At 62.6% G+C, this 18,228-nt stretch carries 21 protein-coding genes; 12 read left to right on the top strand and 9 right to left on the bottom strand.

From position 1 onward, the window contains the following. The first annotated feature begins 4 nt into the window (after positions 1 to 4). The 7 genes from carA (at position 5) to SynTAK9802_RS06960 (ending at position 9,027) form a co-directional block, all read left to right on the top strand. Positions 5 to 1,165, top strand: coding sequence for a glutamine-hydrolyzing carbamoyl-phosphate synthase small subunit (gene carA, locus SynTAK9802_RS06990; RefSeq protein ID WP_186495544.1), 1,161 nt, complete (start codon positions 5 to 7; stop codon positions 1,163 to 1,165). Between the two features lie 42 nt (positions 1,166 to 1,207). Continuing rightward, positions 1,208 to 1,597, top strand: coding sequence for an STAS domain-containing protein (locus SynTAK9802_RS06985; protein ID WP_186498078.1), 390 nt, complete (start codon positions 1,208 to 1,210; stop codon positions 1,595 to 1,597). Next, the gene (locus SynTAK9802_RS06980) at positions 1,594 to 2,004 is read left to right on the top strand and encodes a ribonuclease III domain-containing protein (protein ID WP_186495543.1); all 411 of its coding nucleotides are present in this window, start codon (positions 1,594 to 1,596) and stop codon (positions 2,002 to 2,004) included. Before SynTAK9802_RS06985 ends, SynTAK9802_RS06980 begins: the two co-directional genes overlap by 4 nt. A gap of 16 nt (positions 2,005 to 2,020) precedes the next feature. Further along, positions 2,021 to 3,631, top strand: a complete 1,611-nt coding sequence (gene rlmB / locus SynTAK9802_RS06975; protein ID WP_186495542.1) for a 23S rRNA (guanosine(2251)-2'-O)-methyltransferase RlmB — start codon at positions 2,021 to 2,023, stop codon at positions 3,629 to 3,631. Positions 3,632 to 3,688: 57 nt separating this feature from the next. After that, positions 3,689 to 3,934, top strand: coding sequence for a DUF1816 domain-containing protein (locus SynTAK9802_RS06970; RefSeq protein WP_186495541.1), 246 nt, complete (start codon positions 3,689 to 3,691; stop codon positions 3,932 to 3,934). A gap of 28 nt (positions 3,935 to 3,962) precedes the next feature. Further along, positions 3,963 to 5,438 (top strand): Asp-tRNA(Asn)/Glu-tRNA(Gln) amidotransferase subunit GatA, encoded by a 1,476-nt coding sequence (gene gatA / locus SynTAK9802_RS06965; protein WP_186495540.1) that lies wholly within the window; start codon positions 3,963 to 3,965, stop codon positions 5,436 to 5,438. A gap of 70 nt (positions 5,439 to 5,508) precedes the next feature. Next, the gene (locus SynTAK9802_RS06960; protein WP_186495539.1) at positions 5,509 to 9,027 is read left to right on the top strand and encodes a DNA polymerase III subunit alpha; all 3,519 of its coding nucleotides are present in this window, start codon (positions 5,509 to 5,511) and stop codon (positions 9,025 to 9,027) included. A gap of 31 nt (positions 9,028 to 9,058) precedes the next feature. Here the strand turns inward: SynTAK9802_RS06960 and SynTAK9802_RS06955 are convergent, their stop codons facing one another. Genes SynTAK9802_RS06955 through ruvA form a run of 3 tightly spaced genes read right to left on the bottom strand, consistent with a single transcriptional unit; the run spans position 9,059 to position 10,455 of the window. After that, positions 9,059 to 9,472: a PAM68 family protein gene (locus tag SynTAK9802_RS06955; RefSeq protein WP_186495538.1), complete on the bottom strand. Its 414-nt coding sequence runs from the start codon at positions 9,470 to 9,472 to the stop codon at positions 9,059 to 9,061. Between the two features lie 12 nt (positions 9,473 to 9,484). Next, entirely contained in the window at positions 9,485 to 9,754 is a 270-nt protein-coding gene (gene rpsO / locus SynTAK9802_RS06950; protein ID WP_006851408.1) for a 30S ribosomal protein S15, read from the bottom strand. A 56-nt stretch (positions 9,755 to 9,810) separates the two neighbouring features. Then, complete coding sequence (ruvA, locus tag SynTAK9802_RS06945; protein WP_186498077.1) at positions 9,811 to 10,455, bottom strand: Holliday junction branch migration protein RuvA; 645 nt, start codon at positions 10,453 to 10,455, stop codon at positions 9,811 to 9,813. Between the two features lie 22 nt (positions 10,456 to 10,477). Here ruvA and SynTAK9802_RS06940 point away from each other — a divergent pair, with 22 nt between their 5' ends. Further along, positions 10,478 to 10,939 (top strand): hypothetical protein, encoded by a 462-nt coding sequence (locus tag SynTAK9802_RS06940; RefSeq protein WP_186495537.1) that lies wholly within the window; start codon positions 10,478 to 10,480, stop codon positions 10,937 to 10,939. 3 nt (positions 10,940 to 10,942) lie between these two features. Here SynTAK9802_RS06940 and SynTAK9802_RS06935 read toward each other — a convergent pair whose 3' ends face one another. After that, positions 10,943 to 11,833 carry a DMT family transporter gene (locus SynTAK9802_RS06935; protein ID WP_186495536.1) on the bottom strand — a complete coding sequence of 297 codons (891 nt, stop codon included), beginning with the start codon at positions 11,831 to 11,833 and terminating at the stop codon, positions 10,943 to 10,945. Between the two features lie 53 nt (positions 11,834 to 11,886). Here SynTAK9802_RS06935 and dnaG point away from each other — a divergent pair, with 53 nt between their 5' ends. Genes dnaG through SynTAK9802_RS06920 form a run of 3 tightly spaced genes read left to right on the top strand, consistent with a single transcriptional unit; the run spans position 11,887 to position 14,544 of the window. Next, positions 11,887 to 13,935, top strand: a complete 2,049-nt coding sequence (dnaG, locus tag SynTAK9802_RS06930; protein ID WP_186495535.1) for a DNA primase — start codon at positions 11,887 to 11,889, stop codon at positions 13,933 to 13,935. A 55-nt stretch (positions 13,936 to 13,990) separates the two neighbouring features. Beyond that, positions 13,991 to 14,248: a hypothetical protein gene (locus SynTAK9802_RS06925; protein ID WP_115132806.1), complete on the top strand. Its 258-nt coding sequence runs from the start codon at positions 13,991 to 13,993 to the stop codon at positions 14,246 to 14,248. Further along, complete coding sequence (locus tag SynTAK9802_RS06920) at positions 14,248 to 14,544, top strand: hypothetical protein (protein ID WP_006851716.1); 297 nt, start codon at positions 14,248 to 14,250, stop codon at positions 14,542 to 14,544. Before SynTAK9802_RS06925 ends, SynTAK9802_RS06920 begins: the two co-directional genes overlap by 1 nt. Positions 14,545 to 14,565: 21 nt before the next feature. Here the strand turns inward: SynTAK9802_RS06920 and SynTAK9802_RS06915 are convergent, their stop codons facing one another. Both SynTAK9802_RS06915 and SynTAK9802_RS06910 read right to left on the bottom strand, forming a co-directional pair. Further along, complete coding sequence (locus SynTAK9802_RS06915; protein ID WP_115008927.1) at positions 14,566 to 15,840, bottom strand: Y-family DNA polymerase; 1,275 nt, start codon at positions 15,838 to 15,840, stop codon at positions 14,566 to 14,568. Positions 15,841 to 15,852: 12 nt separating this feature from the next. After that, on the bottom strand, positions 15,853 to 16,284 hold the full coding sequence (locus SynTAK9802_RS06910; RefSeq protein WP_006850817.1) for a LexA family transcriptional regulator: 432 nt from the start codon (positions 16,282 to 16,284) through the stop codon (positions 15,853 to 15,855). Positions 16,285 to 16,372: 88 nt separating this feature from the next. On the opposite strand from SynTAK9802_RS06910, the gene SynTAK9802_RS06905 reads away from it, so the two are divergent. Further along, positions 16,373 to 16,762, top strand: coding sequence for a hypothetical protein (locus SynTAK9802_RS06905; RefSeq protein ID WP_255487706.1), 390 nt, complete (start codon positions 16,373 to 16,375; stop codon positions 16,760 to 16,762). Here the strand turns inward: SynTAK9802_RS06905 and SynTAK9802_RS06900 are convergent. The 3 genes from SynTAK9802_RS06900 to SynTAK9802_RS06890 are packed head-to-tail and all read right to left on the bottom strand — an operon-like array spanning position 16,731 to position 18,226. Beyond that, on the bottom strand, positions 16,731 to 17,357 hold the full coding sequence (locus tag SynTAK9802_RS06900; RefSeq protein ID WP_255487705.1) for a 2OG-Fe(II) oxygenase: 627 nt from the start codon (positions 17,355 to 17,357) through the stop codon (positions 16,731 to 16,733). The two genes, SynTAK9802_RS06905 and SynTAK9802_RS06900, sit on opposite strands and share 32 nt — an antisense overlap. Before the next feature lie 9 nt (positions 17,358 to 17,366). Further along, the gene (locus tag SynTAK9802_RS06895) at positions 17,367 to 17,801 is read right to left on the bottom strand and encodes a 23S rRNA (pseudouridine(1915)-N(3))-methyltransferase RlmH (RefSeq protein ID WP_115082171.1); all 435 of its coding nucleotides are present in this window, start codon (positions 17,799 to 17,801) and stop codon (positions 17,367 to 17,369) included. Further along, positions 17,798 to 18,226 (bottom strand): hypothetical protein, encoded by a 429-nt coding sequence (locus SynTAK9802_RS06890; protein WP_186495533.1) that lies wholly within the window; start codon positions 18,224 to 18,226, stop codon positions 17,798 to 17,800. The genes SynTAK9802_RS06895 and SynTAK9802_RS06890 overlap by 4 nt, the downstream gene beginning before the upstream one ends. Between the last annotated feature and the right edge of the window lie 2 nt (positions 18,227 to 18,228).

Raw genomic sequence — 18,228 nt, 5'->3', positions numbered from 1 at the left:
ACTGATGACCTGCGGCGGCCCTTCGATGCCCGATTCCCCATCAGACAAGGCTTATCTCGTCCTTGCCGATGGCACGGTTCTCACCGGTGTCGGCTTCGGCCATCGCGGCACCACCATCGGTGAGGTGGTGTTCAACACCGGCATGACCGGTTACCAGGAGGTGCTGACAGACCCCTCCTATGCCGGGCAGCTGGTGAGCTTCACCTATCCCGAACTCGGCAACACCGGGGTGAATGCTGACGATCAAGAAGCTGATCGCCCCCATGCCCGTGGCGTGATTGCCCGCCAGCTGGCCCCAGTTCCCAGCAACTGGCGCTGTGAGCAGTCCCTTGAGAGCTGGATGCAGACCCACCAGCTGGTGGGCATCAGCGGTTTGGACACCCGTGCCCTGGTGCGTCACCTGCGTGAGGTGGGGGCCATGAATGGCGTGATCAGCAGTGACGGCCAGACCCCGGCGCAGTTGCTTGAGCTCCTGAAGCAGACCCCGTCGATGCAGGGGTTGAACCTGGCGGACCGCGTCACCACCCGTGAGCCCTACCAGTGGAATCAGGCCTGCAGTGTTGGCTTCGATCAGCGTTTGCAGCGCCGCAGCGACGCGCCCTTCCGCGTTGTCGCCATCGATTTCGGCATCAAGCGCGCCATCCTCGATCGATTGGTCGCCCATGGTTGTGATGTCACGGTTCTGCCGGCAGACACGGATCTGGAGACGGTTCGTTCCCATCGCCCGGATGGCGTCTTCCTGTCCAACGGGCCTGGCGACCCGGCAGCGGTGACCCGTGGGATCGCCCTGGCCAAGCTGTTGCTGGAGGAATCCGATCTACCCCTGTTCGGCATCTGTCTGGGCCATCAGATTCTTGGTCTGGCCCTGGGTGGAGAGACGTTCAAGCTTCCCTATGGCCACCGCGGCTTGAATCATCCCTGTGGCACCACAGGCCAGGTTGAAATCACCAGTCAGAACCACGGCTTTGCCCTCTCCGCTGATTCTCTGGATTCATACGTCATCGACGTCACCCATTTCAATCTGAACGACCGCACCGTGGCAGCGATCGCCCACCGTCAGAAGCCGGTGTTCGGGGTGCAGTACCACCCTGAAGCGAGTCCCGGCCCCCATGACGCCGACCATCATTTCGCCCGCTTTGTGACGCTGATGGCCGATCGCCGTTGATGAGGTGGTAGCCAACGCTCAGCATCACTACACTTCGTGCCGATGATGCCTGGGGGGCTTGATCCCATCAGCGAACTGCAGCGACTGACCGTCTCTCTCCGGGGCGGATTCTCACAGAAAGACGGCTGTTTGGTGTTTCATTTCACCGGTCAGCTGGATGCGTACTCCGAGAAGCAGTTCATGGAGTACGTGGGTGATGTTTTGAAGGCCAACAAGCTTCCTTCTGTTCTCGATCTCAGCAAGATCGACTTCCTCGATTCATCCGGCCTTGGGGCTTTGGTTCAGCTGGCCAAGCAATGCACGGATGCCAAGCGGTCGTTTGTGCTGGTGGGGAACTCAAGGGTGACGCAAACGATCAAGTTGGTGCGTCTTGAGGAGTTCCTTCATCTGGTGGAGGATCTGCCCACAGCCCTTAACCAGCTGGCCGCTTGAGCGATTGGATTCGAAGCCAGTCTCCCCGGGACATCAACGAACAGCTGGGACCATTGCAACTGGCTTGGATTGGTGATGCCGTGTGGGAGCTGCATCAACGGCTCCGCCATGGGTCGAGGCCAGGACGTTCTGACGACCTGCATCGCGCCGTTGTGGCTGATGTTCGTGCTGACGCCCAGTCCCGTTTGTTGAGCTGGCTGGAAGAAAGCGAGCTCCTCTGTTCAGAAGAACTCGATCTGGTGCGGCGAGGTCGCAACAGTGCCGGGCGGGGGCCACGGAGCGCAGACGCTGCGGTTTATGGAAGGGCCACAGGGTTTGAGACAATGGTGGGCTGGCTGTTTCTGAACAATCCAGCCCGGCTTGCGGAGCTCTTCGATCACTTGGAGCAAGCCGGATCCAACCCATAACGTTGCCTCGCACACCATGAGCCCTCGCTTTGAACGCCGCTCCAGCGGCCCATCCCGCGATGGCCGTTCGGGGCCTGGTGGCAGTGGACGACCGGCAGGGGGGCGCTCCTCGATGGGCCGTTCCGGCAATGGTCGCCCCATGCCTGGCAACCGCCGTTCTGACGGCGGTCGTTCCCCCTATGCCAAACCTGGGCGTGATGGCGGCGGTTATCGCGAACGACGCGCTCCACGGGATGGAGAGTGGGACCAGTCGCGAGGTGGCGATCGACCCGGCAATCGGTTTGGTGAGCGCTCTGGTGATCGACCTGGTTGTCGGTTCAAGGAGCGGTCTGGGGAGCGTTTCGGTGATCGCGCCGCTGATCGATCCGGTGATCGAACTGGAGAACGTTTCGGTGATCGCCCGAAAGAGCGGTTCGGCAACCGCTCCCGTTCCTTCGACCGAGATCAGAACGCCCCCCGCTCGGGTTCTCAAAACGAACGCTCAGGGCCTGGACGTTTTCGCGATCGCAACGATCGGTTCGGCGACCGCCGTCGCTCCGGGGATGAACGGCGCCAACCGTCCCAGCGCCCCAGATCCCGCTTCGATGAGGCTCGTCCTCAGCGGCCGGATGCAGCCCCGGAGGCTGCAGCGGCCACCCCGCCAGCGGACGATCTGATCTGGGGGCGTCATGCCACCCAGGCCGCGTTAGAGGCCGGACGCCCCATCCATCGCATCTGGTGCACTGCCGAGATGCGCAGTGCCTCCAAATTCCTCCAGCTCCTGCGCGATGCCAAGGCCTCGGGTGTTCTCGTGGAAGAGGTGACCTGGGCCCGGTTGGGACAGATCACAGGTGGGTCCGTTCACCAGGGCATCGCCCTGCAGACGGCGGCAGCGGAAACCCTTGATCTCGATAGCCTCATCGAGGGCTGCTCGGATCTGGGGGAACCGCCCCTGTTGGTGGCCCTGGACGGTGTCACCGACCCCCACAACCTCGGGGCGGTTGTTCGCTCCGCTGAAGCCATGGGAGCCCATGGCGTGGTGATCCCCCAGCGCCGCAGTGCTGGCTTGACCGGTTCCGCTGCCAAGGTGGCCGCCGGAGCCCTTGAACACCTTCCGGTGGCACGCGTGGTCAACCTCAATCGCTCCCTGGAAAAGCTCAAAGACTCCGGCTACAGGGTGGTGGGCCTTGCCGCTGAAGGGGATGTGACCCTCACCGATGTCGACCTCAGTGGGCCGATGGTGCTGGTCACCGGATCCGAGGACCAGGGCCTGTCGCTGATGACCCGGCGCCATTGCGACCAGTTGGTTCGCATCCCGCTGCGGGGCATCACACCGAGCCTGAATGCCTCCGTCGCCACAGCCCTGTGCGTCTATGAAGTGGCACGGCGCAACTGGATGAAGGACATTCACGGCCAGGCACCGTCGCCGCCGATTCGGAGGCCCAAACTTGCCGGTGCTGAATCGCCTGTTGTGGCTGAACAACCTGTTTCGTCTGAACAGCCCCCTTCGCCCGAACAGCTTGCTTCGCCTGAACAGCCTGAAGCTCCTGTGGAAAAGTCTCCGGAACAGCGGATTGACCTGGATCTGAATCCATCGCAGCCGGATGCTGCCTTGCCGTTCGATCAGAACATCCAGCTATCTCCCTGAAAACAGCGCGGTTGACCAAGATCTCGGGGCACAATGCCCCGAGGTCTTGTTCCTCCCATGAGTCCCCTGATTCGGCCGCTGCGCAGCCTTGCCAATGGCTTTGGAGTCGCTTGGTGGGCTCGCGTTCAGACGTCAGGCCCTGATGTGACCTACTGGTTCGGTCCTTTCATCACCCGCAAGGGGCTGGAGAGCCAGCTCAGTGCATTCCTGGACGACGTCAAGTCGGAGCAACCCCAGTCGATCAGCCACTCCCTGCTGCGGACCCGGCGCTCCGAGCCCCTCACCATCTCGGCTGAGGGCTGATCCTGCGGCTGATAGCGTCCTTGCTGCAATGGATCGCAGGGACATGACGATCAGCGCGTGGCGTCAGCAACTGAAGAGCGGCGAGGTTTCCTCCCGCGAGCTCGTTGATCAGCACCTCAAGCGGCTCGAAAGTTCTGAGCCTTCGCTGAACGCTTTTGTTGAAGTCACGTCCGATCAGGCCCGTGCTGAGGCGTCCCGCATCGATGAAGCCCGGGCCGCCGGAGAGACGCTTGGCCCCCTGGCGGGATTGCCACTGGCGATCAAGGACAACCTCTGCACCAAAGGTGTTCGCACCACCTGTTCCAGCCGCATGCTTGAGCAGTTCGTGCCGCCCTACGAATCCACGGTCACCGAGCGGCTCTGGCAGGCCGGTGGTGTGTTGGTGGGCAAGACAAATTTGGATGAGTTCGCCATGGGTGGCTCAACCGAAACGTCCGCGTTCGGGGCCACACAGAACCCCTGGAACACCGCCCATGTGCCGGGTGGAAGCTCCGGTGGCAGTGCAGCGGCCGTCGCTGCTGGCAATTGCGTCGCTTCGCTTGGTTCCGACACCGGTGGCTCCATCCGCCAACCGGCGTCGTTCTGTGGTGTGGTGGGCCTCAAGCCCACCTACGGCCGCGTCAGCCGTTGGGGCCTGGTGGCCTTCGCCAGCTCTCTGGATCAGGTGGGTCCCTTCGCCGGCAGGGTTGCTGATGTGGCCGAACTGCTCCAGGTGATCGCCGGGCCCGACCCCCGCGATTCCACCTGCCTTGATGCAGCGGTTCCCGATTTCAGCGCCGGCCTCAACCAGTCCATCAAGGGCCTGAAAGTGGGGGTGATCAAGGAGTGCTTCGATGCCGAAGGCCTCGATCCTGAGGTGAAGGCATCGGTGCAGGCCTCTGCTGCCCAGCTGGAGGTTCTCGGCGCTGAACTGGTGGAGGTGAGCTGCCCCCGGTTCAACGACGGCATCGCCACCTACTACGTGATCGCACCATCGGAGGCGTCGGCCAACCTGGCGCGATACGACGGTGTCAAATACGGCTTCCGTGCCGAAGACGCCGAGAGCCTTGCCGCTATGACGGCGCGAAGCCGTGCTGAAGGATTCGGCGCTGAGGTGCAACGGCGAATCCTGATCGGCACCTACGCCCTGTCCGCCGGATACGTCGATGCCTATTACAAAAAGGCGCAGCAGGTGCGCACCCTGATCCGGCGGGATTTTGATGCGGCCTTCCAGAGTGTTGATGTGCTGCTGACGCCAACAGCGCCGTCCACGGCCTTCAAGGCTGGCGCCCACGCCGACGACCCGCTGGCGATGTATCTGGCTGACCTGCTGACGATTCCGGTCAACCTTGCTGGACTTCCGGCCATCAGTGTTCCCTGTGGATTCAGCGCGGCGGGTCTGCCGATCGGGATGCAGCTGATCGGCAATGTGTTGGATGAAACGCGTCTGCTTCAGGTGGCGCATCAGTACGAGCAGGCCGCTCAGGTGTTTGCGTCACGCCCGGAAGCTGCACTGGTTCCCTGAGTTGCCCTACATGTGGGGGGTTGTGTTCCCCTTGAACGCTGGATCTTGCGTCGGGTCCTAGTCTGACCCCATGGCTTTCGTTCCTCTCCACAACCACAGCGACTACAGCCTTCTGGACGGCGCGTCGCAGTTGCCGGCCATGGTGGAGCGGGCGAAGCAGCTGGGCATGCCCGCCATCGCCCTGACGGATCACGGCGTGATGTACGGCGCGATTGAGCTGCTGAAGCTCTGTCAGGGTTCAGATCTCAAGCCGATCATCGGCAATGAGATGTATGTGATCAATGGGTCCATTGACGACCCGCAACCCAAGAAGGAGAAGCGATATCACCTGGTGGTGCTGGCGAAAAACGCCACCGGTTACCGCAATCTCGTGAAGCTCACCAGCATCAGCCACCTGCGGGGGATGCGGGGACGCGGGATTTTCTCCCGTGCCTGCATCGACAAGGAACTGCTGAAGCAACACAGCGAAGGCCTGATCATCGCCACGGCGTGCCTCGGCGGTGAGATCGCCCAGGCGATTCTGCGGGGTCGCCCCGATGTGGCTCGCAAGGTGGCGGCTTGGTATCAAGAGTTGTTCGGCGACGACTACTACCTCGAGATTCAGGATCACGGATCCCCGGAAGATCGGATCGTCAACGTTGAGATCGTCAAAATTGCCAAGGAGCTCGGCATTCAGATCGTTGCCACCAACGATGCCCACTACCTGAGCAAGCAGGACGTTGAAGCCCACGATGCCTTGCTTTGCGTGCTCACCGGCAAGCTGATTACCGATGAGAAGCGGCTGCGTTACACCGGCACCGAATACATCAAAACCGAAGAGGAGATGGGCCTTCTCTTCGGGGATCACCTCGAGCCTGAGGTGGTTCAGGAGGCGATCGCCAACACCGTCAAGGTGGCCGAGAAGGTGGAGCCTTACGACATTCTCGGCCGCTATCAAATGCCCCGCTTCCCTATTCCCCAGGGCCATACCCCCGTCAGCTACCTGAGGGAGGTGACCGAGCAGGGATTGCGGGATCGGCTCGAGCTCAGCCCTGAGGCCCCGTTGCCCGACGACTATGCCGAGCGCATGGCCCATGAGCTCAAGATCATGGAGCAGATGGGATTCCCCACCTACTTCCTGGTGGTCTGGGATTACATCCGTTTTGCCCGGGAACAGAACATTCCCGTCGGTCCGGGTCGTGGTTCCGCCGCAGGGTCGCTCGTCGCGTATTGCCTGGGGATCACCAACATTGATCCGATCACCAACTGCCTGCTGTTCGAGCGCTTCCTCAATCCAGAACGCAAGTCGATGCCTGATATCGACACCGACTTCTGCATTGAGCGTCGTGGTGAGGTGATCGACTACGTCACCGAGCGCTACGGCGAGGACAAGGTGGCGCAGATCATCACCTTCAACCGGATGACCTCCAAGGCGGTTTTGAAGGATGTGGCCCGGGTGCTCGACATTCCCTACGGGGATGCCGACCGTCTGGCGAAGCTGATCCCGGTGGTTCGCGGCAAGCCCGCCAAGCTCAAGGCGATGATCGGCGACGAATCACCCAACCCCGAGTTCCGCGAGAAGTACGAGGCCGATCCAACGGTGAAGCGTTGGGTGGACATGGCAATGCGTATTGAAGGCACCAACAAAACCTTCGGTGTTCACGCAGCTGGTGTGGTCATCGCCGCTGATCCCCTCGACGAACTGGTGCCGTTGCAGCGCAACAACGATGGTCAGGTGATCACGCAGTACTTCATGGAAGACGTGGAATCCATGGGTCTGTTGAAGATGGATTTCCTGGGGTTGAAGAACCTCACGATGATCGAAAAGACCCTCGAACTGGTGGAGGTGAGCAGTGGCACCCGTGTCGACCCCGACAAATTGCCGCCCCAGGATGAAGAGACCTTTGCCCTTCTGGCGAGAGGTGATCTGGAGGGGATCTTCCAGTTGGAATCCAGCGGAATGCGGCAGATCGTGCGTGATCTCAAGCCTTCATCCCTGGAAGACATCTCATCGATCCTTGCCCTTTACAGACCGGGTCCCCTCGATGCGGGCCTGATTCCCAAATTCATCAACCGCAAGCACGGCCGGGAGGCGATCGACTTCGCCCACGCGATTCTTGAGCCGATCCTGTCCGAGACGTACGGGATCATGGTGTATCAGGAACAGATCATGCGGATCGCGCAGGATCTGGCCGGTTACTCCCTGGGTCAGGCCGATCTGCTCCGGCGGGCGATGGGCAAGAAAAAAGTGTCCGAGATGCAGAAGCACCGCGGCATTTTCGTTCAGGGTGCTGGAGAGCGCGGCGTTGATGAAAAGGTCGCCGACGAACTGTTCGATCAGATGGTTCTCTTCGCTGAATACTGCTTCAACAAGAGCCATTCCACGGCCTATGGCGCCGTCACGTATCAGACGGCTTATCTGAAAGCGCACTACCCGGTCGCCTACATGGCGGCCCTGCTCACGGTGAACGCCGGAGCTGCCGACAAAGTGCAGCGCTACATCTCCAATTGCAATGCGATGGGGATTGAGGTGATGCCCCCGGATGTGAATGCCTCGCTCACCGACTTCACCCCCAACGGCGATCGGATCCTGTTCGGCCTTTCCGCCGTTCGCAACCTTGGTGATGGTGCGATCCGTCAATTGATCGCCGCCCGCGATAGCGATGGGCCTTTCCGTTCCCTGGCGGACCTCTGCGACCGGATCCCGTCCTCAGTGCTCAACCGCCGTGGTTTGGAGTCGTTGATTCACTGCGGTGCCCTGGATGCCATGGATCCGCAGGCCAACCGTGCTCAGCTGATGGCAGATCTTGATCTGCTGCTCGACTGGGCCTCCTCACGGGCCAAAGATCGAGACAGCGGCCAGGGCAATCTTTTTGATCTGATGGCTCCTGCGGCCGATGCCGATGGGCCGGCGGATCTCAGCCATGCACCCAAGGCGGCGCCGGTGCCGGACTATCCCCCAACCGAAAAGCTTCGTCTCGAAAAAGATCTGGTGGGCTTCTACCTCTCCGATCACCCGCTCAAACAGCTCACACCCTCGTCGAAGTTGCTGGCTCCCATCGGTTTGGGTTCCCTGGAGGAACAGCCCGACAAAGCCAAGGTGAGTGCCATCGCGATGGTGGCTGAAATGCGCCAGGTCACCACCCGTAAGGGCGATCGCATGGCGATCCTGCAGCTCGAGGATCTCACCGGAAGTTGCGAAGCGGTGGTGTTTCCCAAGAGTTACGCGCGCCTCGCAGATCACCTGATGGCTGAAGCCCGCCTTTTGGTGTGGGCTGGGGTCGACCGGCGTGACGAGCGCGTGCAGCTGATCATTGACGACTGCCGTGCCGTCGATGAGCTCAATCTGCTGCTGGTTCAGCTCCCCTCCGATCAGGCCAGCGACATCGCCATTCAGCACAAGTTGCGGGAATGCCTGAACCAACATCGCCCTGAGCGGGATGAGCTGGGCGTCAAGGTGCCTGTGGTGGCCGAGGTGTGCCACGGCGACAGTGTTCGCTATGTGCGTCTCGGTTCCCAGTTCTGCGTCAAAGACGTTGATGCAGCGATCGCGTCACTGCGCACCCAGTCCTTTGAAGCCCGGTGCAGCGACCGTCTGGTGCTCACCTGATCAGGAGGGCCTGATCAAAACAAAAAGCTGATCAGGACTTCGATTGCTTTTGTTGCTGCTTCTGGGCCCGGATCGACTCCTTCATCCGCTGAATGTTCGGCTTGAAGTTCTCGAAGCCGAGCAGAGAACCCGGTTCGGGATCCCAGCTGGCGGTCAACACGCCAACGCTGAGGCCCACCAGGCCCAGGAGGAAAAACAGGCCCGAGCCCGTCAGCGTGAGCCCTGGAGCGATATCGGCGATGCCACGGGTGACGACGAAATAACTGCCAACAAAAACTCCCATCCCAGCGAGGGACGGGAGTCCTGTGAACACAGCAACCCGGCGAGCCATCCGATCGGCCACGTAGCGAGGAATGGCTTCCTGCCGAGGCGTCCCTGAAGCAGGCTTGCTTCCCTTCCCAGACCCTTTGGGCTCAAAGGGGAGGGCGTTGCGTTGCTCAGGCATGGGGGACGTCGATCAGCCGCGGATGCCCAGTTTGGCGATCGTGTCGGCGTAGCGTTGCTCGCTCTTGCTGCGCATGTAGCTCAGCAGGCGCTTGCGGCGGCCAATCATCTTGAGCAGCCCCTGGCGTGAGGAGAAGTCATGGATGTTGTTCTGCAGGTGGCTGCTGAGACGGTTGATCCGCTCACTCAGCATGGCCACCTGGACCTCTGCAGAACCGGTGTCGGTGCCGTGGGTCTGGTGGGTGTTGATCAGCTGCTGCTTCTCGGTGGTATCAAGCGACATGCGCGGGGGGCGGCCCTGTCAGTGCAAACAACCAGCTTACCTTCGCGTGGGGCGGCTCAGGCCGATTCGCGGCTCAGCCATTGCAGGCAGCCCCGCAGCCAGGCGTCTTGGTCGTCACCAGCAGGCGGTTGGCCATCGGCGCCCTCAGCGATCGCACGGATGGCTCGACGGATTTCCAGATCGTCGTAACCCAGCATCGAGAGGGTCGCTTCCACGTCGGCACCGCTTGCCGGCATCTGCTCCGAGCTGACGCCTTCCGCCAGCGATGGGGCGGGATCCACGCCCGCGAAGGCCGCAATCGAGGCCCTGAGTTCCACCGCCAGACGCTCAGCAGTGCGTTTGCCGATGCCCTGCGCCTTGCAGAGGCGACGCAGATCACCGCTGCTGATCGCTTCCACCAGCTCCTGGGGCTTGCATTCCTGCATTAGCGCCAGACCGGCCTGGGGGCCCACACCGCTGACGCTGATCAGCAGCCGGAACAGATCCCGCTCCTGGCGCAGGGGAAAGCCGTAGAGGCTGCTGCCGTCTTCCCGCTGCACCTGATGAATCCATAGGTTCAGGTCGCCATCCGCCGGAAGGTTCTGCTGATGCCGCTCGGTCAGGTGCACCTCATATCCGACCCCACCGCAGAGCAGCAGAACGCCGCTACGGTTGGCTTGAGTCCAGCACTCCATCGGTCGTCCCTGCAGCCAGCCGATCATGGGGAGAGGTTTCAACCGCGTCATGTTGCCGCAGCTGTCATTGCCTGTCTCTGCTTTCAAGCGCGTTGTGCGCCGTTTGCTTCAGGTGCTGTGCGTTCTATCGGTCGTGGTTTCACTGACGGCATGCAACGGATCTCAGCCGCCACGGGCTCTCCTGAATGAAGCGCTGGCCCTGCAGATTCAGCTCACTCAGTCGGCCATTGCCAGCTCCCTCGATCTCACCCCAATGCCCATCGCCCCAAGCGTGAGTCGGGTGCGGGTGGAGGACCAGGAAAGTTTTGCCCTGGGTGACGAGCAGGGCCTCAGGATTTCAGGCCGCTTCGACTGGCAGCTGCCCGGCGACCGTGTGCAGGTGGATAGCCCGTTTGAACTGTTTCTGCAGCGGGGCTCCCGTGGTCAGAGCTGGCGCCTGGCCAGACCCAAAGGCGGATCCGACGACCGCCAGGCCTGGCTGACGTACCCCCTGGGTTTGGACAAAGCCTGAGCTCTAACGTCGCGCCGACAGGCTGATCAGGGTGGCGGCCAGCACCAGCATCCCGCCGCCCACTTGCCAGGCATTGATCGATTCGGCAAACCACAGCCAGCCCCAGCCTGCGGCAAAGACCACCTGCACGTAGTTGATCGATGTGGCTCGGGCGGCGGGCAGGCAGCGCAGGCCCTCGGTCACCCAGATCTGGCCCAGCTGGGTCATCACTCCGACCCCCAGGAGCCAGAACCATTCGATGCCTTGGGGCCAGACCCCTTGTTGCAGCACCCAGGGCAGGGTCAGGGGAACTGAGATTATCGGGAAATAGAGGATGATCACCAAGGGGTGCTCGGTTTGCGACAGCCGCCGCACACTCACGTAGGCCAGGGCGGTCATCAGAGCGCCACCAATGCCGATCAGGGCAGGGATCAGTTGCGCAGGTTGGGCTGTTCCCGTGAGCCACTGCGGTTGCACCACGAGGGTGACGCCGATCCAGCCCAGCAGAACCGCCGCACTGATGCGTCGGCGCAGGGGCTCGCCCAGCAGCAACAGCGCTGCCACGGCGGTGAAGGTGGGGTAGGTGTACTGGAGCACCGTCGCTGAAGCGAGCGGCAGCTGGTCAATCGCTTCGAAGAAGCAGAGCAGGGCCAAGCTGCCCAGCACCCCCCGCGCCACCAGCAGCCCCCGTCGCTGGCCCCACGGGGAGACCCCGGCCAGGCGCAGGCCCACAGCGGTCAGAACGATGCTGATAAGGGCCCGGCACAACACGATTTCCGCCACCGGAAGCCGACTGTTCAGTTGCTTGACGCACACCGTCATCAGGCTGAAAGCCAGGGAACTCAGGATCAGGGCACGGCTGCCCTGCACCGAGTCCCGGTTCCACCAGGGCTGTGGGGTCTGCGGTTCGGCCATGGCTGTTCGGATGACGGGGTGCACGGAACCCTGCGACTTCGCAGAATGGACCGATGGTGAACGCCCGCCTGCACCCAAGAACGATCGAGGCCGTCAAGGAACGGGCCGACATCGTTGATGTGGTGGGCGAGCACGTGGTGCTCAAGAAGAAGGGACGGGAATTCGTCGGGATCTGTCCGTTCCATGACGACAGCAAACCGTCGATGACGGTGTCGCCCGCAAAGCAGTTCTACTACTGCTTCTCCTGTGGTGCTGGCGGCAACTCCATCAAGTTCCTGATGGAGTTCCAGCGCCAGAGTTTCAGCGATGTGGTGCTGGATCTGGCGCGGCGTTATCAGCTGCCGATCGAGACGGTGGATGGTCCGCAGCAGGAACGGCTGCGGCAACAGTTATCCCGCAGGGACAAGCTGCAACGGGCCCTGGCCCTCGCTGCCGGTTGGTTTCGCAGCCAGTTGATGGCGCCTGCTGGCGCAGAGGCCCTCAAGTACCTCAGTGAGGCCAGAGGGTTGAGCCCCGCCACCCAGGAGACCTTCCAACTCGGCTACGCGCCGGATCAGTGGGATGGTCTGCTGAAGCATCTCCAACAGGTTGAGGGGCTGGCGCCTGAGCTCCTCGAGGCTGCTGGGCTGGTGGTTCCCCGCAAGGGCGGCAACGGGTTCTATGACCGCTTCCGCCATCGGGTCATGGTGCCAATCCATGACCGTCAGGGCCGGGTGATCGGTTTCGGGGGACGCAGCCTTGATGGCAGCGAACCGAAATACCTCAACTCCCCCGAGACCGAAGTGTTCGAGAAGGGGAAGCATCTGTTCGGTCTCGACAAGGCCTCCAATGCCATCCGCAAGGACGACAGGGCAGTGGTGGTGGAGGGCTACTTCGATGTGATTGCCCTGCATGCCGCCGGCATCACCAACGCTGTGGCCTCCCTTGGCACGGCCCTGAGCAGTCAGCAGATCACCCAGTTGTGCCGCGTCAGCGACAGCAAGCGGATCGTTCTGAATTTCGACGCCGACGGCGCCGGTGTCCGTGCAGCCAATCGGGCCATCGGCGAGGTTGAGCAGCTGGCGATGCAGGGTCAGCTGGAGCTGCGGGTTCTGCACCTTCCTTCAGGCAAGGACCCCGATGAGTTCCTCAAACAGAACGGGGCCGGCGATTACCGCGCTCTGCTCGATCAGGCCCCCCTCTGGCTGGATTGGCAGATCGAGCAGGTGCTGGAGGAGCGCGATCTCAGCCGGGCCGACCAGTTCCAACAGGCGGTCACTGCCCTGGTGGGGCTGCTGGGCAAACTGCCCCAGTCCGCCGTGCGCACCCACTACCTCCAACGGGTGGCGGAGCGCCTCAGTGGTGGCCAGGGACGCCTGGCGCTTCAGCTCGAGGACGACCTGCGGCAGCAGGTGAAGGGCCAGCGTTGGCATGGGCGCTCCAGCCGTCACGAGCAGCCCGGTGAATCCGGACAGCGGGAGCGCTGTGAGGCCGATCTGCTGCGGCTGTATCTGCATTGCCCCCGCCATCGGGCCACGATTCGCCAGGAACTGCGCAAACGCGAACTGGAGGATTTCGCCATTCCCCATCACCGCCATCTCTGGGCGGCCATTACAGATCTCGAGGAGACCAACCTGGGTGAGGGGCGCATGGAGTTGATCAGCCGTTGCGACGACGACGGTGAGGGTCTGGATCTCATCGATCTGCCCCGCTTGCTCACCGATCAGCTCTTGCTGGAGAGCAGTGCGCTGGTGTCCCGCCTGACGCCCCTTTTGGAGCCAGGTGAATTGCAGCGTGTTGCCCTGGCGGAGCCCCTGGAGCAGCTGCGGGGCATTGCTGCCCTGCTGGAGCGTCAGAAAAGCTTGAAGCGCTGCCGGCACCTTTTGGAGGCCTGGGGTGGCCAGCGTCTCCAAACCCTGGAATCCTGCATCGCTGTTCTGATTGATCAGGAGGCTTCGTCAGATCAGGCCTCCGTGGACATGGAGGTGCGGATTCAGGCCCTCTTCGATGACCTCAACCGTGATGCGCTGCGCTACCAGGAGTTGTATTACACCGAGCGAAAACACATCGGCCATCTGGATCAGCAACGTTGCGCCAGTTACACCGTTCCCCCGGCCGCCTGAGCCATGGGCCGCTGGTCTGGGCAAACTGCATCAGGATCTGTTCCTCGAGTTGAAGATGTCTGAATTCTTCGAAGCGATCTGGCACGGTGAGGGCGTCGGCGACGGCGGTGATCTCGAGGAAGCGCTGCAGGCCTACGTCGCGGTGAAGCCGGAGGAGGGGGATTGGGTTGAGGCTTGCGCCGCCGAGGGGGCCGACCCTGTGATCGAGCGCTTCGCCTCGTTTGACGCCTACCTCGACAATGCTGATCCGCTTGAGCGCATTGCCGTCACCCCGCAGATGATCAGCGAAGCCCTTGCGTTGTTGCCGTCCTGATGACTGATTCGCAGCTGGATTTCGCCGCGCTCGATCCGGTCAACCACCTCTGGCCGGCCTTCGTGGAGCGTCTGGGTTCCGAGAAGGCTCAGCGGGCTGTTCGTCAGGCGCTGGATCTGCAGGGCATGCGAGGGCACCAGGGCACCCTGCCGGTGCTGTTCACTGAAACCGGAGGACTGGCGTTGGCCAGCACCGATCTGGTGCGGGAGCAGACGGGTCTCAACGCCCACGGCGAGCGGATGGTCTTGCTGCTCAGCACCCGTGAGCAGGTCATCCAGCTGCTGCAGGAGGTTTGAGGCCTGGATCAACGCTGTGGGTCAGGCCTTCACCACCGGTAGATCCTGCAGACGGGTGGTGGCGGCGCGGCTGAGTTGCTCACGCCGCATCAACCAGCTGGGCTGCAGTCCGCAACCGGCCCATTGCAGGGTTCCACGCCCGTAACGCCGATTGATCCGGTCGATGGTCTGCATCAGGCACTCCCGTTTCTGCTGCTGTTCCTCACTCATCGGCACCATCAGATGGGTCTGCAGGATGTCGTGGCTCTGCAGGTGCTGCATCAGCACGCCGGCCTTGGCCAGTGGACGGTGGGGGCGAAAGATCCGTGCCACCAAGGGGCGTGCCGCCTCCAGCAGCACGGCTGTGTCATTGCTCGGTAGGTCCAGCTGCGTGCTGGCGGCTTGGCTGTAAAACCCAGGAGCGAACGGGCTGGTGCGGGTGTAGATGGTGAGCGCTGCTGCCCGTTGCCGTTGCCTGCGCAATTTCTCGGCGGCGCGCACCACATAGGTGGCGATGGCCTGGTGCAGCTCTTCCTGGCTGGTGATGGGTCGGCTGAAACTGCGACTCACGCAGGTTTCTTGCTTCGGTGCTGGTGCCAGCTCCAGCGGCAGGCAGGCATGGCCCCGCAGCTCCCGTTGCAGCCGCAGACCCACCACGCCGCATTTGGCGCGCAGTTCACCGCTCGGCATGTCCCGGAGGTGTCGTGCGTTGCTGACGCCCCGCAGGCGACACCAATGGGCCAGTTGTCGACCGATGCCCCAGACATCCTCGATCGCAATGGTTTCCAGCCAGCGATCGGGGTTGTCGCACTGGCCGAGGTCGAACATCCCGGCATGGTCTGGGGTCTGTTTGGCCAGGCGATTGGCCAGCTTGGCCTGGGCCTTGCTGGCCCCTAAGCCGATGGCGATCGGTAGGCCAAGGTTCTGCCGTGCCCGTGCCCGCAGCTGGCGGGCCCAACCCTGCAGGTCGCCATCGCGGGGACGACGAATTCTCCCGAAGGCCTCGTCAATCGAATACACCTCCAGCTCTTCACAGTGGGCCTCCAGCAGGCTCATCATCCGCTGGCTCATGTCGGCATAAAGGGCGTAGTTCGAACTGCGCACCACCACGTTGTGCCGTTCCAGCTCCCGGCGCGCCTTGAAGTACGGCGTCCCCATGCGGATGCCGAGGGCACGGGCTTCGGCACTGCGCGCAACGATGCAGCCGTCGTTGTTGGACAGCACCACCACGGGGTGACCGATCAGAGCCGGATCCAGGCTCTGTTCGCAGGAGGCATAGAAGTTGTTTCCATCGATCAGGGCCGTGGCCTGAGGCATGGTGATGTCGCTTCAGAGCGGATGGATCACGTGGATGGCGACACCCCAGATCTGCACTTCGCCGCAGCGGTGAAGCTCCAGTGGCGGATAGTCCGGATGGGCGGCTTCCAGGCGCAACCGGCCGCGATGACGCATCAGGCGTTTGAGGGTGAAGGCACCGTCGAGCACCGCCACAACCACCTGGCCCGGACGCGGGTCGAGGCTGCGATCGACCACCAGAAGATCGCCGTCGTGGATGCCGGCGTCGGTCATCGATTCGCCGCTCACATGCAGGAAAAAGGTGCTGGTGGGATGCCGGATCAGCTGTTCATTGAGGTCGATCCCCACGTCGACGTAGTCATCGGCGGGGGACGGGAAGCCTGCGGCGACCCGTTCCCCGGCCAGGGGCAGCGTGAGTCGACTGCGCTTGGGCTGCAGAGGAAGCGGTCTGTGTTGGAGCTCCACGGCAGCAGCGACAACTGACTAAATAGTACGCATGTACTGTTCGCTGTGGGGCGGATCCGGTGAGGATGGTGGCCTTCGACATCTGGTGTTGGCTGACTCCCCTTACCTCGTGGCCATGGCGCTGATCGATCAGCAGGGCCGGCGCGCCCTGCCCCTGGGGGGACGGTCTCAGAAAGAGGTGGCTCCGCAGGGTGGGGCCCCGGAGGCGTTGGGCCATGCACTGGTGCTGGAGCTGTTGCTGCGGGTGTGGCAGCGCAGTGATCAGGGTGTGCTGCAGCGTGCGGCTGGCGCCGACAGCCTGCTGCTGGTGGAGCTGCCGATGGAACGGCTGCCGGAGGACGTGCCCAGGCTCAAGGCGGACTGGTTGAACACGGGGGATACGGCCGCGTTCAAAGCGGCATTGCAGGCTTTCTCCCCGCGGGCCTGGACGGTTTCGATCGAAAAATTCAAGCCGGTGGCTCTGCAGCCGTTGTGGTGAGGGGCGCTTGCTCCCAGATGTTTACGGCCACGGAATAGCGCTCGCCTTCGAACGGGTTGATCCGGTGCAGGATGCCGGGGGAGAACAGCACCAGGCGGTTCACCACCGGTGGGATCGAGATCACCGAGCGGAACGTGGGTGACGGCCCCTGGTATCCGTTCTCGATCGGAGGGCTTTCGGCCACCAGCAGTTCGCCGCCAGCGCAGCTCACGTGGGGGTAGAACACGGTGGACAGCAACGGAAGCAGGAAACGGCCGCTGCGTCGACCTTCCAGCTCGTCCTTGTCGATGTGCCAGTCGAGATCGTTGTTGGTGTTGCACCACCACTCGACTCCGGCCCGCTGGGGTGCGAACGGTGTTGCCAGAGGGAGCAGGGCCTCGTCGAGGTAGTGATCGACGACGGCTTGCTGAGCCGCTGCGTGAATCGAGCGGGGAGAACCGGTTTCGGGTCGCCAGCTGAATTGAGCATCACCGTCGTGTTCCTCCTTGAGTCGCCCGTGGATGTCACACAGGTCGCGTAGGTCCTGAAGGGCGCTGGCGGGCAGAAGGTTGTCGATGATTTGCAGCATGGTCGTGGCTGAGAGATCAGCGGCCATCGCCGAACCCTAGGCACGGTGATAAGGGCTGCCTTGAACAATCGCCTGGGCTCGGAACAGTTGTTCCACGAGCATCAGCCGTGCCAGTTCGTGGGGGAAGGTCATCGGTGAAAGGCTCAGGCGCCATTTGGCCTGTGCCTTGAGCTCAGCCGTCAGACCATCGGCCCCACCGATCACGAAGGCCAGCCGTTGGTTGCCGAATTGCTCGAGACGTCGCGCGAAGGGAACCGACGCCAAGGTGTCGCCCTGTTCCATCAGTGCAATCAGGGTTTCGTCGGGTCGCAGGGCCGCTCTGATGGCATCGGCTTCCTTGTCTGGATTGCTGTCGCGCAGTTCGCTGATGGTCAACCCAGGCAGGCGTTTGAGGTAGAGGTCAATGCCGTCCTGAATCCAGCCACGACGCACTTTGCCCACCGCAAGAATCCGGCAACGGGCCGGGTTCAAACGTCGTCTCCCTCATCCTCGAGCAGCAGCTGCCCGAAAGCCACGTAGAGGCTTTCCTCCTCGCTGCCCGGGTTCACCTTCGGCCGTTTCGGCTGGGTGTTTTTTCCCGGTCCGGGCTGGCTGCGCGCTGGTGCAGCAAGGGCTGGGGTGGTGTCGTTGCTGTTGAACGGCGATGGTTGAGCCGATGGTTTGCGTTGGGCCTCCAACTGTTTGAGGCGGTCCATGAGGTGCTCAGGAACGGTGCCGTCCTGGCTGGCCTTCATCAGTTCCCGGAAGAGCTCCTCGGGGTTCTTCTCCGTTTCAACGCGATGGCGCACCTGGCTGGCTTTGGGCGCTGCCGCAGGCTTCTCCGGTTCCGGCAGGCGTGCAGGGAGTTGACGCCCTAACTCACGCAGGCGCTCGAGGCTGCGGGGATCAAAACTCATGG

The organism is Synechococcus sp. TAK9802, from assembly GCF_014279535.1.
Taxonomy (GTDB): Bacteria; Cyanobacteriota; Cyanobacteriia; order PCC-6307; family Cyanobiaceae; genus Parasynechococcus.
The sequence above is the reverse complement of the archived record's forward strand: the minus strand, read 5'-3'. Positions and strand labels throughout refer to the sequence as shown.